Here is a 15,149-nt window from a genome sequence, read left to right on the forward strand (position 1 = left end):
TGGAGGGCGCACACTGCCGCAGAGGTTACACAAAGCCGCTGCCGAGGGCAGCCGTCAATAGTGTCATTTAGCCTCTATTTTGGCCGAACGGCATACGGCATGCGATGATCGACGGCTCACTCAAGGAGTTCACCCCAATGCCCATCGACTGGCTGTGCAAGCATCAAACCGACCTCAGCAAGGAGCAGCTCTACGCCATTCTGCAATTGCGCACTGAAGTGTTCGTGGTCGAGCAGCGCTGCGCCTACCAGGAAGTCGATGGCCAGGACCTGAGCGGCGATACCCTGCACTTGATGGCCTGGCAGGAGGACAAGCTGGTGGCCTACCTGCGCTTGCTCGACCCGCAATCCCAGGGCGGCGATGTGGTGATCGGGCGGGTGGTGACGGCACCCCAGGCGCGCGGGCTGAAGCTGGGGCATACGCTGCTGCTCAAGGGGCTGGAGGCAGCGGAGCATTGCTGGCCGGGGGTGCCGGTTTATCTGTCGGCGCAGGCGCATTTGCAGGGGTTCTATGCCCGGCACGGATTTGAGGTGGTGGGCGAGGAATACCTTGAAGATGACATCCCGCATATTGGGATGCGCAAAGGCTGAGATCGCGCGGGGTGCTCTGCCCGCTTTCGCCGGCAAGCCAGCTCGCACAGGTTCTGCGCAGGCCTGAAGGCTATACGATAGGCTTGCCGGCGATGAGGCCGGTGCAGGCGCCCGATAACCTCAAGGGTAGCCCAGCACATCCCGGATCTGCCGCAGGTGCTGGATGATCCACTGCTTGTCGATCGCCCCCCAGTCGTGAATGCGGTAATGCCCAGCATGGTTGCGCGCGCCTTCCTGCTGCTCGAACTCGCAAACGATATCCAGGTCGGCCAGCGCGGCGATAGTGTCCTGGGCCGTGCGCCGCGGCATGCCGGTGGCCTCCATCAGGGCGGGCACGCTGGTCGCGGTCTGGCTGTCGATCAGCCAAGCCACGTACAGGCGGCGGTAGAAGCTGCTCTTGGTCTTGCTCACTTCCATGCTGCATGGTCCTTAACAGTTGCCCGGCAGCTCCCGATAGGTCAGGTAGACGCGCAGGTCGAATTCCAGTTGGTGGTAGTCCGGCTCCATGTGCTGGCAGAGCTGGTAAAACGCCTTGTTGTGATCGCGCTCGCGCAGGTGCGCCAGCTCATGCACCACGATCATGCGCAAGAACTGCGGCGCAGCCTCCTTGAACAGCGAGGCAATGCGGATTTCCTTCTTCGCCTTGAGCTTGCCACCCTGCACCCGCGACACCGCCGTATTCAGGCCTAGGGCCCGATGGGTCAGGTCGAGACGGTTGTCGAACAGCACTTTGTCCAGGTTCGGTGCGCTGCGCAGGTACTGCTGGCGCAAATCCTGGGCATAGCCGTACAACGCCTTGTCGCTTTGCACGTCATGGCGGTCGGGGTAGCGGCGCTGCAGGTACTCGCCCAAGCGCTCGCTCTCGATCATCTGCTGCACCTGCGCCTGCAGGTGCGGGGGGTAGGCTTGCAAGTAACGTAATACGGTCATGGCGCTGCATTCGGCGTAACGAATGTCGATTCTAGCCAATCAAGGCCCAGGCCAGGAGAAAATCGCCGGGAAGCTGCTGGCATCAGCCGCGGTCATTGGGCGAGCAACCAGAAAACCTTGCACGTACTCACAGCCATTGGTCTTGAGCCAGGCGGCTTGGGCCGGGGTTTCTACGCCTTCGGCAATGACCGTGATGCGGTAGTCGGCGCACAAGCCAAGGACGCTGCGCACCAACGCGGCATCCACCGCCGAATCGGGCAGGCGCGCCACCAAGTGGCGGTCCAGCTTGAGGGTATCGATCGGCAAGTCACGCAACATGCGCAACGAGCAATCGCCAGCACCAAAATCGTCCAGCGCCACTCGCACCCCCAACTCGCGCAAGCGGTGTATCTGTTTCACCGCTGCATCGATGTTGTACATCAGCGAGGTTTCCGCCACTTCCACTTCCAGCTGCGTCGGGTCCAGCTGATAGAGCTGGATCACCCGTTGTAGCTCATCGACCAGGCTGGGCATGGTGAACTGCGCGCGGCTCAGGCTGATGCCCAGCACCAGCTCCGCCGGGAAACGCTGGCACCAGGCTTGGCGCTGGGCCGCGCCCTGGCGATAGATCCAGCTGGCCAGGCGGTTGATCAAGCGTGCCTCCTCGAGCAACGGAATGAACAGCCCCGGCGGTACATCGCCGACGCTAGGGTGCTGCCAGCGCAATAACGCCTCGAAACCCCGCAAGTGGCCATCGGCAAAGCCCACCTGCGGCTGGTACACCAGGTTGAAGTCCTGCTGTTCAATGGCCGTGCGCACGCCGTCTTCAAGCATCAAGCGCGAGCGCGCCCGGCCATTCAGCTCTTGGTCGTAAAAGCGATACTGCTGGCGCCCGGCTTGCTTGGCCGCGTACATCGCGGCATCGGCCGCCCGTAGCAGGCCTTCGACATTGGCCCCGCAGTCCGGGTAGGTGGCGATGCCGATACTCACCCCCAGGCACATATCCAGCCCTTCGACCTCGTGGCTGATGGAAACCCGTTCGAGCAGCCGTTCGGCATAACGCCCGGCCTGCTCCGGGTAGGGCAGGCTATCGAACAACGCAGTGAACTCATCCCCGCCCATGCGCGCCAGCAACGCCTCGCTGCCCAGGCAGTCCTTGAGTTGCTCGGCCACCCAGCGCAGCACCCGGTCGCCGGCGTCGTGGCCAAGCGAGTCGTTGATGCGCTTGAAGCCATCCAGGTCCATGTACATCAATGCCTGCGCCTTGTCCGAGCGCTCGTTGCGCAGCAACGCACCTTCAGCGGCCTGGTAGAAACCGCGGCGGTTGAGTAGGCCGGTAAGCGGGTCGGTCACGGCCTGGTATTCCAGTTGCTGGTGCAGGTTGCGCACTACCGACATGTCCAGCACGGTGACCACCATGGCCTGCTGGTCGGTGGGCAGCGGCGCACAGGATAACGCCACCGGTACCAGCTCCCCTCCCAACGTACGCAGATGGGCATCGTGCACGCGGAAGATGCGCCGCCCCAGGTACGCCTGATAGAAATCCGACTCGCCCCACTCGGTGGCATTGGCCAATTGCACCAGGTCAAGTAGGTGAGCACCCTGCAGTTGCTGCACGGGTGCCGACAGCAATCGGCAAATAGCGGGGTTGGCAAAGCTGATGATGCCTTGTGCATCCACCACCAAGATCCCCTCGGCAGCATTTTCCAGGATCGACGCGTTGAACGCCCTGGCCGCTTCCAGCTCGCGGGTCAGGCGCTGCAGCATGCGCCGGTTACGCTGCTGGTCGAGCAGTGCCTGGACCTTGGGCTTGAGGATTTGTGGGTCGAACGGTTTGAACATGTAGTCCACCGCGCCACTGGCGTAGCCTTTGAGCACGGCCGCTTCGGACTGTTCGTTGGCGGTTAGGAAAATGATCGGTGTCAGGCGTGTGCGCTGGCTGCCGCGCATCAGCCGGGCGACTTCAAAGCCGTCCATCTCCGGCATCTGTACATCCAGCAGCACCAGGTCGACCTCGTGTTCGAGCAACGCGCTCAAGGCTTCCATCCCCGAGCCTGCCGTCAACACTTGCCAATCCTGACGGGCCAGCAACGCCCGCATGCTGATGAGGTTCTCGGGGTAATCGTCTACCACCAAAAGAACCGAGCTGCTATCCAGTAGCTGTGGTTGAGGGTGAGCGCCATCCATGCTGCTTCTCTGTTTTATGTGACCGACTTCAAAATACGGTTTGGATCCATACGTACTCTAGACGTGCGCTGATAACGCGCAATGCAATCAGAACGCTATCAGTCGCTCAACTGTACGGTAGCCGACCAACGGGCGGTCTGCCGGAATTATGTGCGGCCTTGTTCGCCTAGCCGCGGGCTTGCCAGCGAAGACGCCAGCACCGTGTAGCGTTCTACTACCCAGAAATGAAAAAACCCGCATCGCTGCGGGTTTTCTCATTACGGCCCAGTGGCTCAGTTGACCTTGGCGGCCAGCTCACCCTTGGCGTAACGCTGGAACATGCCTTCCAGGGAGATCGGCTTGATCTTCGAGGCATTGCCGGCGGTGCCGAAGGCTTCGTAACGAGCGATGCACACGTCACGCATGGCCTTCACGGTTTCGGCGAAGAACTTGCGTGGGTCGAACTCGCTCGGGTGCAGCGCCATGTGACGACGCATGGCACCGGTGGAGGCCAGGCGCAGGTCGGTGTCGATGTTGACCTTGCGCACACCGTACTTGATGCCTTCGACGATCTCTTCAACCGGTACGCCGTAGGTCTCTTTCATCTCGCCGCCGTACTGGTTGATGATCGCCAGCCACTCTTGCGGTACCGAAGAAGAACCGTGCATCACCAGGTGGGTGTTAGGGATGCGCTTGTGGATTTCCTTGATGCGCTCGATGGCCAGAATGTCACCGGTAGGCGGCTTGGTGAACTTGTAGGCACCGTGGCTGGTACCGATGGCGATGGCCAAGGCATCGACCTGGGTTTTCTTGACGAAGTCTGCGGCTTCTTCTGGGTCGGTCAGCATCTGGCTGTGGTCCAGCACGCCTTCGGCACCGATGCCGTCTTCTTCGCCGGCCATGCCGGTTTCCAGCGAACCCAGGCAGCCCAGCTCGCCTTCTACCGAAACGCCACAGGCGTGTGCCATGGCCACGGTCTGCTGGGTAACGCGGACGTTGTACTCGTAGTCGGTCGGGGTCTTGCCGTCTTCACCCAGCGAGCCGTCCATCATGACCGAGCTGAAGCCCAGTTGGATCGAGCGCTGGCAGACGTCAGGGCTGGTGCCGTGGTCCTGGTGCATGCACACCGGGATGTGCGGGAATTCTTCGATGGCCGCCAGGATCAGGTGGCGCAGGAATGGGGCACCTGCGTATTTGCGGGCACCGGCCGAAGCCTGGACGATCACTGGAGAGTCGGTCTTGTCGGCCGCTTCCATGATGGCGCGCATCTGCTCGAGGTTGTTGACGTTGAAAGCTGGTACGCCGTAACCGAACTCGGCGGCGTGGTCCAGCATCTGGCGCATGCTAATGAGTGCCATTGTGTATCTCTCTCCCGACAAGCGTCGTTTGTTTCGTGCAAGCCTGCCGCAGGGGCGGTTGCTGTTCAAGTAGTGTGGGCCACCCTAGCGGCCCGGCCAGTCACGGTGCCTTGCAGCCCCGCCCAATCAGATCATTGGTTGCCACCCAGTACACCAGGCCTTCTTCGCCCTTGGTGTGGAAGGCCAGCATGCCATCGCTGTACAGCGCACCCGAAGCACCCGGCTCGGCCTTGAGCCGGTAAACCTGGTCACCGCCGCCAAGGCGCACGTCGACCTGGTCACGTTGGGCGTCGGCGAAGCGCCATAGCACTTCAGCCTGGGTGTCGCAGACCCAACGGGTCCAGTTGTCTGCCGGGGCGGGTTGCGCCGGCTGCAGCAGTGAGCATCCTGCCAGTGTCGCCAGGGCCGTCACGGCCAAAAGCGCTTTCATTCAGTTTCCTCGATTTGGGGCTTCTTTGCAGCCCATCGCCGGCAAGCCAGCTCCCACAGAGATTGCATCATCCTTGAAAGTGATGCAGTACTCTGTGGGAGCTGGCTTGCCGGCGATGGGCCGCACGGCGGCCCCTTCTCAAGACCACAAATCAGCCCTCAGGTTGCCTATTACCCGATCAAGGGCAACCTGGCGCCTTGCGCTGGTGGTCTTCGTCGTACTTTTCCAGGCCTTCCGGGCCCACGCGCTTGCTGATGACCGGCACGGTTTCGGCTTGCCACTCGGACTGGTAGCAACCGCCCTTGGGCGGCTGTGCAGCGTCCGGGGCCGGGCTGCTGGAGCACGCGCTCAGCAGACCGAGCATGATCATCACAGGCAATTGCTTGACCATCAGGTCGCTCCCTTTGCCAAGCGCCGACGTCATCAGGCCTTGGCCCGCTCTTCCAGAATTGCCACGGCTGGCAAAACCTTGCCCTCGACGAATTCGAGGAAGGCGCCACCACCGGTAGAAATGTAGGAGATATCCTTGCTGACGCCATATTTGTCGATGGCCGCCAGGGTGTCACCGCCGCCAGCGATCGAGAACGCGGCGCTGTCGGCGATGGCCTTGGCCAGCACCTTGGTGCCGTTACCGAACTGGTCGAACTCGAATACGCCGACCGGGCCGTTCCACAAGATGGTCTGCGACGACTTCAACAGCTCAGCGAAGTTGGCCGCGGTTTGCGGGCCGATGTCCAGGATCATGTCGTCAGCGGCAACGTCGGCGATGGCCTTGACGGTAGCTGCGGCGCTTTCGGCGAACTCCTTGGCAACCACCACGTCAACCGGCAGCGGCACGTTGACCTTGGCAGCGATAGCCTTGGCGGTGTCGACCAGGTCTGGCTCGTACAGCGACTTGCCAACCGGGTGCCCAGCAGCAGCCAGGAAGGTGTTGGCAATACCGCCACCGACGATCAGCAGGTCGCAGACAGCGCTGAGGCTGTTCAGCACGTCCAGCTTGGTGGAAACCTTGGAGCCGGCAACGATGGCTGCCATTGGCTTGGCCGGGGCCTTCAGGGCCTTGCCCAGGGCATCCAGCTCGGCAGCCAGCAGTGGGCCGGCAGCGGCGACCTTGGCGAACTTGGCCACGCCATGGGTCGAGCCTTCGGCGCGGTGGGCAGTACCGAAAGCGTCCATGACGAACACGTCGCACAGGGCGGCGTATTTCTGCGCCAGCTCGTCGGCGTTCTTTTTCTCGCCCTTGTTGAAGCGCACGTTCTCGAACAGCACCAGCTCACCGGCCTGTACCGCGACACCGCCCAGGTAGTCGGCCACCAGCGGCACGTCACGGCCCAGGGCCTTGCTCAGGTAGTCGGCAACCGGCTTGAGGCTGTTCTCGGCCGAGAATTCGCCTTCGGTCGGGCGGCCCAAGTGCGAGCAGACCATTACCGCCGCGCCCTTCTCCAGGGCCAGCTTGATGGTCGGCAGCGCTGCCAAGATGCGCGCGTCGCTGGCTACCACACCGTCCTTCACAGGCACGTTGAGGTCTTCGCGGATCAGTACGCGTTTACCTTGCAGGTCGAGGTCGGTCATCTTCAACACGGTCATGAATGCAGTCCTTCAGGGCTGTTTGTTGCGGGTTGGGTGAACGACGTGCAGATAGTGTTCGGCAACGTCGAGCATACGGTTGGCGAACCCCCATTCGTTGTCGAACCAGGCCAGCAGGTTCACCAGGCGGGGGCCGGAAACACGGGTCTGGCTGGCATCGACGATTGCCGAATGCGGGTCATGGTTGAAATCACAGCTGGCGTGGGGCAACTCGGTGTAGGCCAGCAAGCCTTTCAGCGGGCCTTCCAGCGCAGCCTCGCGCAGTACCCGGTTGACCTCGGCCGCGCTGGTATCGCGGGCGGTCTGCAGGGTGATGTCCAGGCACGAAACGTTGACGGTCGGTACGCGTACCGCTTTGGCCTGGATTCGCCCGGCAAGTTCCGGGAGCAGGCGCTCGATGCCACGCGCCAGACCAGTGGACACCGGGATCACCGATTGGAAGGCCGAGCGCGTGCGGCGCAGGTCTTCATGGTGATAGGCGTCGATTACCGGCTGGTCGTTCATCGCCGAATGGATGGTAGTGATTTGCACGTACTCGATGCCGAACGCCTGGTCCAGCACGCGCAGCAGCGGCACGCCGCAGTTGGTGGTGCACGAAGCGTTGGACACCAGGCGCTCGCTGCCGGTCAGGCAGGCCTGGTTGATGCCGTAAACCACCGTGGCATCGACATCGGCCTCACTGGCCATCGGCTGCGAGAACAGCACCCGTGGCGCGCCGGCATCGAGGAAGCGCTGGCCATCGGCACGGGTGTTGTAGGCACCGGAGCACTCCAGTACCAGGTCGATACCCAAAGCGGCCCAGTCGATGCCTTCGGGGGTGGCACTGCGCATCACTTTCACGCAGTCGCCATTGATATGCAGGCAGTCACCGTCGACCTTTACCTCACCGGGGAAACGCCCGTGGGTGGAGTCGAAGCGTGTCAGGTATTCCAGGCTGGCCTGGTCGGCCAGGTCGTTCAGCGCGACGATCTCGAAACCGGCCTTTGCCCCTCGCTCGAACAGCGCGCGCAGGACACAGCGGCCGATGCGGCCATAACCGTTGAGTGCAACTTTGTAGGGACGCAGGTGGGACATAGGTAGCTCTTGAACTCCGGCAGTTGAACGGGGCCGCTGCGCGACCCATTCGCGGCACAAGGCCGCTCCCACAGAGGACGGCGTGCGCAATACCCTGTGGGAGCGGCCTTGTGCCGCGAACGAGGGCCAACGGCCCTCGCCTTCCTTGTATCAGTCTTCCAGCAGCTCTTCAGCCGTACCCAGGATGTTCTCCAGGGTGAAACCGAACTCTTCGAACAGTGCCGAAGCCGGCGCCGACTCACCGTAGGTGGTCATGCCGATGATACGGCCTTCCAGGCCGACGTACTTGTACCAGAAGTCGGCGTGGGCAGCTTCGATGGCGATGCGCGCACCGACTTCCAGCGGCAGCACGGACTGCTTGTAGGCAGCGTCCTGAGCATCGAACACGCTGGTGCACGGCATGGAAACCACGCGTACCTTGCGGCCTTGCTCGGTCAGCTTGTCGAAGGCCTGGACCGCCAGACCCACTTCGGAACCGGTAGCGATCAGGATCAGCTCAGGCTCGCCAGCGCAGTCCTTGAGCACGTAGCCGCCGCGGCTGATGTCGGCGATCTGCTGGGCGTCACGCGGCTGGTGCTGCAGGTTCTGCCGCGAGAAGATCAGCGCCGATGGGCCGTCTTTGCGCTCCAGGGCGTTTTTCCAGGACACAGCGGATTCCACGGCGTCGGCCGGGCGCCAGGTGTCCAGGTTCGGCGTGCTGCGCAGGCTGGTCAGCTGCTCGATAGGCTGGTGAGTCGGGCCGTCTTCGCCCAGGCCGATGGAGTCGTGGGTGTAGACGTGGATCACGCGCTGCTTCATCAGTGCCGACATACGCACGGCGTTGCGGGCGTATTCCATGAACATCAGGAAGGTCGCGCCGTAAGGCACCAGGCCACCGTGCAGGGCAACGCCGTTCATGATGGCGGTCATGCCGAACTCACGCACGCCGTAGTACACGTAGTTGCCGCTGGCGTCATTGGCTTCGACGCCTTTGCAACCTTTCCACAGGGTTAGGTTGGAGCCGGCCAGGTCAGCCGAACCGCCGAGGAACTCAGGCAGCAGCGGGCCGAAGGCATTCAGCGCGTTCTGGCTTGCTTTACGGCTGGCAATGGTCTCGCCTTTGGCAGCCACTTCATTGATGTAGGCCTGGGCCTTGGCGCTGAAGTCGGCCGGCAGCTCGCCGCTGTCACGGCGTTTGAATTCGGCAGCCAGCTCAGGGTAAGCCTTGGCGTAGGCGTCGAAGCGCTGGTTCCATTCGGCTTCGGCCTTGGCACCGGCAGCCTTGGCATCCCACTCGGCGTAGATGTCGGCCGGGATTTCGAACGGGCCGTGGTTCCAGTTCAGGGCCTGGCGGGTCAGGGCGATTTCATCGTTGCCCAGCGGCGCACCGTGGCAGTCTTCCTTGCCCTGCTTGTTCGGCGAACCGAAGCCGATGGTGGTCTTGCAGCAGATCAGGGTCGGGCGGTCGCTTTTGCGCGCCGTCTCGATGGCCATCTTGATTTCTTCGGCATCGTGGCCGTCGACGTTGCGGATCACCTGCCAGTTGTACGCTTCGAAGCGCGCCGGGGTGTTGTCGGTGAACCAGCCGTGCACTTCGCCGTCGATGGAGATGCCGTTGTCGTCGTAGAAGGCGATCAGCTTGTTCAGGCCCAGGGTGCCGGCCAGCGAGGCGACTTCGTGGGAGATGCCTTCCATCATGCAACCGTCGCCAAGGAACACATAGGTGTTGTGGTCGACGATGTTGTGGCCGTCACGGTTGAACTGGGCACCCAGTACCTTTTCTGCCAGGGCGAAGCCTACGGCGTTGGCCAGGCCTTGGCCCAGCGGGCCGGTGGTGGTCTCTACGCCTGCGGTGTAGCCGTATTCCGGGTGGCCCGGGGTGCGGCTGTGCAGTTGGCGGAAGGCCTTCAGGTCATCGATGGACAGGTCGTAGCCGGTCAGGTGCAGCAGCGAGTAGATCAGCATCGAGCCATGGCCGTTGGACAGCACGAAGCGGTCGCGGTCGGCGAAATCCGGGTTGCTCGGGTTGTGCTTCAGGTAGTCACGCCACAGTACTTCGGCGATATCCGCCATGCCCATGGGGGCACCTGGGTGGCCGCTGTTGGCCTTTTGCACGGCATCCATGCTGAGGGCGCGAATGGCGTTGGCACGTTCACGACGGCTGGGCATCGCTGATCTCCTGGGGGGCTTGAATTGGTGGTGTTACGAAAAAAGGCGACTATTTTCGCCCACAGGGGGGGCTGGGGGCAATGACGGATGGTCGCACTCGGGGGATTTTCCTGTGATTGGCATTCAATTCGGGGCAAAACCGGGTGAACCACCCCACTCATCACTCAATATCAAAACTTTTTGATATTGCCCTTGCTAGGGCATCGATGCCTGTCTAGACTGCCGTCCCATGAACCTCCGTGCGCAGTCGATCCCCGAACAACGCGAAGCATTGGCTGCCCTGTGCAAAGCCAGTGGCGACGAGTTGCGCCTGAACGTCTTGCGTGCCCTGGCCAACGACTCGTTCGGTGTCCTCGAACTGGCGCAGATTTTCGACGTCGGCCAGTCGGGCATGAGCCACCACCTGAAGGTGCTGGCCCAGGCCGAGTTGGTGGCGACCCGGCGCGAGGGCAATGCCATTTTCTACCGGCGCGCCCTACCCGACAGCCTACGCCTGGGTGGCCGGCTGCATGCGGCACTGCTCGAGGAGGTCGATGACCTCACCCTGCCGGCAGAAGTGCAGGCGCGCATTGCCCAGGTGCAGCAGCGCCGTGCGGCCACCAGCCAGGACTTTTTCCTGCGCGTGGAAGAGAAGTTCCGCGCCCAGCAAGACCTGATCGCCGGCCTGCCACAGTACCGTGAAAGCCTGCTGGCACTGCTCGATAAACTGAATTTCGACCCGGCCGCCAGCGCCCTGGAGGTCGGCCCCGGTGACGGTGGCTTCCTGCCAGACCTGGCCCGGCGCTTCGCCCAGGTCACCGCGCTGGACAATAGCCCGACCATGCTCGACCTGGCGCGCCAGGTGTGCCAGCGCGAAGGGCTCGATAATGTAAACCTGCAGTTGGCCGATGCACTGGGTGCAACGGATGTAGTCGCCGACTGCGTTGTGCTGAACATGGTGCTGCACCACTTCAGCGACCCGGCCCTGGCCTTGCGCCAGCTGGCCAAACGGGTGAAGGCAGGCGGCAGCCTGCTGGTCACCGAACTGTGCAGCCACGACCAGGGGTGGGCGCGGGACGCCTGCGGCGACCTCTGGCTGGGCTTTGAACAGGACGACCTGGCCCGTTGGGCCAACGCTGCCGGGCTGACGCCCGGTGACAGCCTGTACGTGGGCTTGCGTAACGGTTTCCAGATCCAGGTCCGCCATTTTCAGCGGACGGCTGGCGACATACACCATCGGTAAATTTCAGGAACCTTCGAGATGAGCGAATACTCCCTTTTCACCTCCGAGTCCGTGTCCGAAGGGCATCCGGACAAGATCGCCGACCAGATTTCGGACGCCGTCCTTGATGCCATCATCGCCCAGGACAAATACGCCCGCGTAGCTTGCGAAACCCTGGTCAAGACCGGTGTCGCCATCATCGCCGGCGAAGTCACCACCTCGGCCTGGGTTGACCTGGAAGACCTGGTGCGCAAGGTCATCATCGACATCGGCTACAACAGCTCTGACGTCGGCTTCGACGGCGCCACCTGCGCCGTGATGAACATCATCGGCAAACAGTCGGTGGACATCGCCCAGGGCGTCGACCGCTCCAAGCCGGAAGACCAGGGCGCTGGCGACCAGGGCCTGATGTTCGGCTATGCCAGCAACGAAACCGAAGTGCTGATGCCAGCGCCGATCTGCTTCTCGCACCGTCTGGTCGAGCGCCAGGCCGAAGCGCGCAAGTCTGGCCTGCTGCCATGGCTGCGCCCGGACGCCAAGTCGCAGGTCACTTGCCGCTACGAAAACGGCAAGGTAGTCGGCATCGACGCCGTGGTGCTGTCGACCCAGCACAACCCAGAGGTTTCGCAGAAAGACCTGCAAGAAGCCGTGATGGAGCTGATCGTCAAGCACACCCTGCCTGCCGAACTGCTGCACAAGGGCACCCAGTACCACATCAACCCGACCGGCAACTTCATCATCGGTGGCCCGGTGGGTGACTGCGGCCTGACCGGTCGCAAGATCATCGTCGACTCCTACGGCGGCATGGCCCGCCACGGTGGTGGCGCGTTCTCCGGCAAGGACCCGTCCAAGGTCGACCGTTCCGCCGCCTACGCCGGCCGCTACGTAGCCAAGAACATCGTCGCCGCTGGCCTGGCCGAGCGTTGCGAGATCCAAGTGTCGTACGCCATTGGCGTGGCCCAGCCGACTTCCATCTCGATCAACACCTTCGGTACCGGCAAGGTCTCCGACGACAAGATCGTCCAGCTGGTGCGCGAGTGCTTCGACCTGCGTCCGTACGCCATCACCACCATGCTCGACCTGCTGCACCCGATGTACCAGGAAACCGCTGCCTACGGTCACTTCGGCCGTACCCCGCAGCAGAAGACTGTCGGCGACGACACCTTCACCACCTTCACCTGGGAGCGCACCGACCGCGCCCAGTCGCTGCGTGACGCTGCCGGCCTGTAAGCTTCCTACAGCGCCGAGCGAAAGCCCCTGCCGAGTAATCGGCAGGGGCTTTTTTGTGGGGTTTTGAAAGGCGGTAGCGCTGCCAGATGCTTGCCCTCACACAAACCCTTATGCGAAATATCACCTGACAACTCCACCCACTCCCCGCCGCACCATCCGCCTACGCTGAGCGTTCACCCCGCTATGCAAGGATGCTGGCCATGCCGCTGATGCTGCTATTCGCCCTGCTATTGCTGCAGGTACCGCTGACCTGGGCCGCACAATGCCCCGCCTGGGACCCGCAACAAGTTGACGCCGAAGTCGCACAACTGCGCGCCACACTCGCCCGCTGGGACGACCACTACCATCGCCAAGGGGTTGCGTTGGTGCCCGATGAGCTCTACGACCAGAGCCGCCAGCGCTTCGAGCACTTGCAGCAGTGCTTCGGCCTCGCGACCGGCCCATCCCCCTTGGTCAGCGCTCGCGGCCCCATCCCTCACCCGGTGCCCCATACCGGCGTAGACAAGCTGGCCGACCACCAGGCCGTAGCGCACTGGATGGCCGGCAAGCGCGAGGTCTGGATACAACCCAAGGTCGATGGCGTTGCCGTATCCCTCGTCTATCGCCAAGGCCGTCTGATGCAACTGATCAGCCGCGGAGACGGGGTGCAGGGGCATGACTGGAGTCGTCACATCCCCCTGCTCGTCGCCATCCCCCGGCAACTGCCCCAGGCAATCGACCTGCAATTGCAGGGCGAACTGTACTGGCGCCTGGACGCACATGTGCAGGCCAAGGCTGGCAGCGTCAACGCCCGTGGCACGGTAGCCGGGCTGCTGGCGCGCAAGCAGTTGGCTCGCGAGCAAGGCGACGGTATCGGCCTGTTCGTGTGGGGCTGGCCGCATGGCCCCAGCCAGCAGGCCGAACGCCTGGCACAGCTGGCGCAACTGGGCTTTGCCGACAGCCAGGACTACAGCGTCGCCATCGCTACAGCGCAAGATGCCGCATATTGGCGCGATCACTGGTACCGCACCGCCCTGCCCTTCGCCACCGATGGTGTGATTCTGCGTCAGGGCAGCCGGCCGCCAGCCGAGCGCTGGCAAGCCAAGGCGCCCTATTGGATCGCAGCCTGGAAGTACCCGTTCGTACAGGCGCTGGCCGAAGTGCGCGAAGTGCGCTTCCGCGTCGGCCGTACCGGCCGGGTCACGCCGGTTCTGCATTTGCAGCCGGTTACCCTCGATGATCGGCGGATTACCCAGGTTAGCCTGGGTTCGCTGGCGCGCTGGCGCACGCTCGACATCCGCCCCGGTGACCAGGTGGCCGTCAGCCTTGCCGGGCTCACCATCCCACGCCTGGAGCAGGTGCTGCAGCGTGCCGTCGAGCGCCAACCGGTAAGCGCGCCCGCGCCCGGCCAGTATCACGCCCATAGCTGCTGGCGGGCCAGCGCGGGCTGCGAGGCGCAGTTCGTCGCCCGGCTAACCTGGCTCAGCGGCAAACAGGGGCTGGCACTGCCGCGCACCGGCCCGGGCACATGGCGCCGGCTGGTCGATGCCGGGCTGGTGACCTCGATGACCGACTGGCTGCACCTGGATGCCGAGCAGCTGGGCCAGGTGGCAGGGATCAGCGACGCGACGGCTGCGCAGCTGCTAAGCAGTTTTGACCAAGCCCGCTCACGCCCCTTCGCCCAATGGTTACGCGCACTTGGCGCGCCCATCCCCAAAAGTATGCAGATGACCGAGGATTGGTCGCAATTGGCTGCGCGCACAAGCCGCGAGTGGCAAGCCATGCCCGGCATCGGCGAAAAGCGCGGGCAACAGCTGGCGGTTTTCTTGGCGGCCAACGAGGTTCAAGCCATTGCAGCGCAACTGGCCAAAACAGGTGTGGACGGCTTCCGGACCGACGAGCCACGCATCGAGCAATGAATTTTTACCAATTTACCGGTAGGGGAAGCCTGGGATTCAACCGGAAAAACCCTGACAAGGGTTTCTAAATGGATAAAACCAAGGCAGGATTTCCCCCAACTTTTGCTGCCCCGCCCCGTCCAGGAGGCTTTTCATGAAACGTATTTCGACCTTTTTCCTGCTCGCGACACTTGGCCTGGCCGCCGGCACCGTGCAAGCCGCCCAGCCGGATGCCGGCCTGACTGGTTGCGCCGCCAAGCGCAGCGCTATCGAGAACCAGTTGAAGATTGCCCGTGACCACGGCAATAACGACCAGGTCGCAGGGCTGGAAGAAGCACTGCGTGGGGTCGACAACTGCACCGATGCCAGCCTGCGCAAGGAACGTGAGCAAAAGGTGCTGGAAGCGCGTCACGAAGTGGCGCAGCGGGAAAAGGATTTGAAGAAAGCCGAAAAGAAAGGCGACTCCGAGAAGATCAACAAGCGCAAGGACAAGCTGGCCGAGTCGCGTAAAGAACTGCAAGAAGCAGTGGAAGACCTCGACCGCTAAGCGCGACGCTAAAAATCCGTTGTCTTTACTGG

At 63.0% G+C, this 15,149-nt stretch carries 14 protein-coding genes; 5 read left to right on the plus strand and 9 right to left on the minus strand.

Annotated features, from left to right (window positions below; translation table 11 throughout):
* Positions 1 to 137 precede the first annotated feature (137 nt).
* Positions 138 to 590 carry a GNAT family N-acetyltransferase gene (locus tag DV532_RS22810; protein WP_056794592.1) on the plus strand — a complete coding sequence of 151 codons (453 nt, stop codon included), beginning with the start codon at positions 138 to 140 and terminating at the stop codon, positions 588 to 590.
* A 120-nt stretch (positions 591 to 710) separates the two neighbouring features.
* Here the strand turns inward: DV532_RS22810 and DV532_RS22815 are convergent, their stop codons facing one another.
* From DV532_RS22815 to tkt, 9 genes are all read right to left on the minus strand, one after another.
* Positions 711 to 1,007 (minus strand): helix-turn-helix domain-containing protein, encoded by a 297-nt coding sequence (locus DV532_RS22815; RefSeq protein ID WP_056794590.1) that lies wholly within the window; start codon positions 1,005 to 1,007, stop codon positions 711 to 713.
* A gap of 12 nt (positions 1,008 to 1,019) precedes the next feature.
* The gene (locus DV532_RS22820) at positions 1,020 to 1,520 is read right to left on the minus strand and encodes a M48 family metallopeptidase (protein WP_056794588.1); all 501 of its coding nucleotides are present in this window, start codon (positions 1,518 to 1,520) and stop codon (positions 1,020 to 1,022) included.
* Positions 1,521 to 1,559: 39 nt separating this feature from the next.
* Positions 1,560 to 3,686 (minus strand): bifunctional diguanylate cyclase/phosphodiesterase, encoded by a 2,127-nt coding sequence (locus DV532_RS22825; protein WP_056794586.1) that lies wholly within the window; start codon positions 3,684 to 3,686, stop codon positions 1,560 to 1,562.
* Positions 3,687 to 3,958: 272 nt separating this feature from the next.
* The gene (fba, locus tag DV532_RS22830) at positions 3,959 to 5,023 is read right to left on the minus strand and encodes a class II fructose-bisphosphate aldolase (RefSeq protein WP_056794584.1); all 1,065 of its coding nucleotides are present in this window, start codon (positions 5,021 to 5,023) and stop codon (positions 3,959 to 3,961) included.
* Between the two features lie 100 nt (positions 5,024 to 5,123).
* Positions 5,124 to 5,453 carry an MliC family protein gene (locus DV532_RS22835; protein WP_004576614.1) on the minus strand — a complete coding sequence of 110 codons (330 nt, stop codon included), beginning with the start codon at positions 5,451 to 5,453 and terminating at the stop codon, positions 5,124 to 5,126.
* Positions 5,454 to 5,631: 178 nt separating this feature from the next.
* On the minus strand, positions 5,632 to 5,877 hold the full coding sequence (locus DV532_RS22840) for a hypothetical protein (RefSeq protein ID WP_082476735.1): 246 nt from the start codon (positions 5,875 to 5,877) through the stop codon (positions 5,632 to 5,634).
* Positions 5,877 to 7,040 (minus strand): phosphoglycerate kinase, encoded by a 1,164-nt coding sequence (locus DV532_RS22845; protein WP_056794581.1) that lies wholly within the window; start codon positions 7,038 to 7,040, stop codon positions 5,877 to 5,879. Before DV532_RS22845 ends, DV532_RS22840 begins: the two co-directional genes overlap by 1 nt.
* Before the next feature lie 12 nt (positions 7,041 to 7,052).
* Positions 7,053 to 8,114 (minus strand): erythrose-4-phosphate dehydrogenase, encoded by a 1,062-nt coding sequence (epd, locus tag DV532_RS22850; protein ID WP_056794579.1) that lies wholly within the window; start codon positions 8,112 to 8,114, stop codon positions 7,053 to 7,055.
* A 150-nt stretch (positions 8,115 to 8,264) separates the two neighbouring features.
* Positions 8,265 to 10,262 (minus strand): transketolase, encoded by a 1,998-nt coding sequence (tkt, locus tag DV532_RS22855; protein ID WP_056794578.1) that lies wholly within the window; start codon positions 10,260 to 10,262, stop codon positions 8,265 to 8,267.
* 229 nt (positions 10,263 to 10,491) lie between these two features.
* Between tkt and DV532_RS22860 the strand changes: the two genes are divergently transcribed.
* The 4 genes from DV532_RS22860 to DV532_RS22875 all read left to right on the plus strand — a co-directional run bounded on the left by DV532_RS22860 (position 10,492) and on the right by DV532_RS22875 (position 15,117).
* Positions 10,492 to 11,484, plus strand: coding sequence for a metalloregulator ArsR/SmtB family transcription factor (locus DV532_RS22860; RefSeq protein ID WP_056794576.1), 993 nt, complete (start codon positions 10,492 to 10,494; stop codon positions 11,482 to 11,484).
* An 18-nt stretch (positions 11,485 to 11,502) separates the two neighbouring features.
* The gene (gene metK, locus DV532_RS22865; RefSeq protein WP_056794574.1) at positions 11,503 to 12,693 is read left to right on the plus strand and encodes a methionine adenosyltransferase; all 1,191 of its coding nucleotides are present in this window, start codon (positions 11,503 to 11,505) and stop codon (positions 12,691 to 12,693) included.
* Positions 12,694 to 12,893: 200 nt separating this feature from the next.
* The gene (gene ligB / locus DV532_RS22870) at positions 12,894 to 14,591 is read left to right on the plus strand and encodes an NAD-dependent DNA ligase LigB (RefSeq protein WP_056794572.1); all 1,698 of its coding nucleotides are present in this window, start codon (positions 12,894 to 12,896) and stop codon (positions 14,589 to 14,591) included.
* Between the two features lie 133 nt (positions 14,592 to 14,724).
* The gene (locus DV532_RS22875; protein WP_056794570.1) at positions 14,725 to 15,117 is read left to right on the plus strand and encodes a DUF1090 domain-containing protein; all 393 of its coding nucleotides are present in this window, start codon (positions 14,725 to 14,727) and stop codon (positions 15,115 to 15,117) included.
* The last annotated feature ends 32 nt before the right edge of the window (positions 15,118 to 15,149 follow it).

The organism is Pseudomonas sp. Leaf58 (assembly GCF_003627215.1).
Taxonomy (GTDB): domain Bacteria; phylum Pseudomonadota; class Gammaproteobacteria; order Pseudomonadales; family Pseudomonadaceae; genus Aquipseudomonas.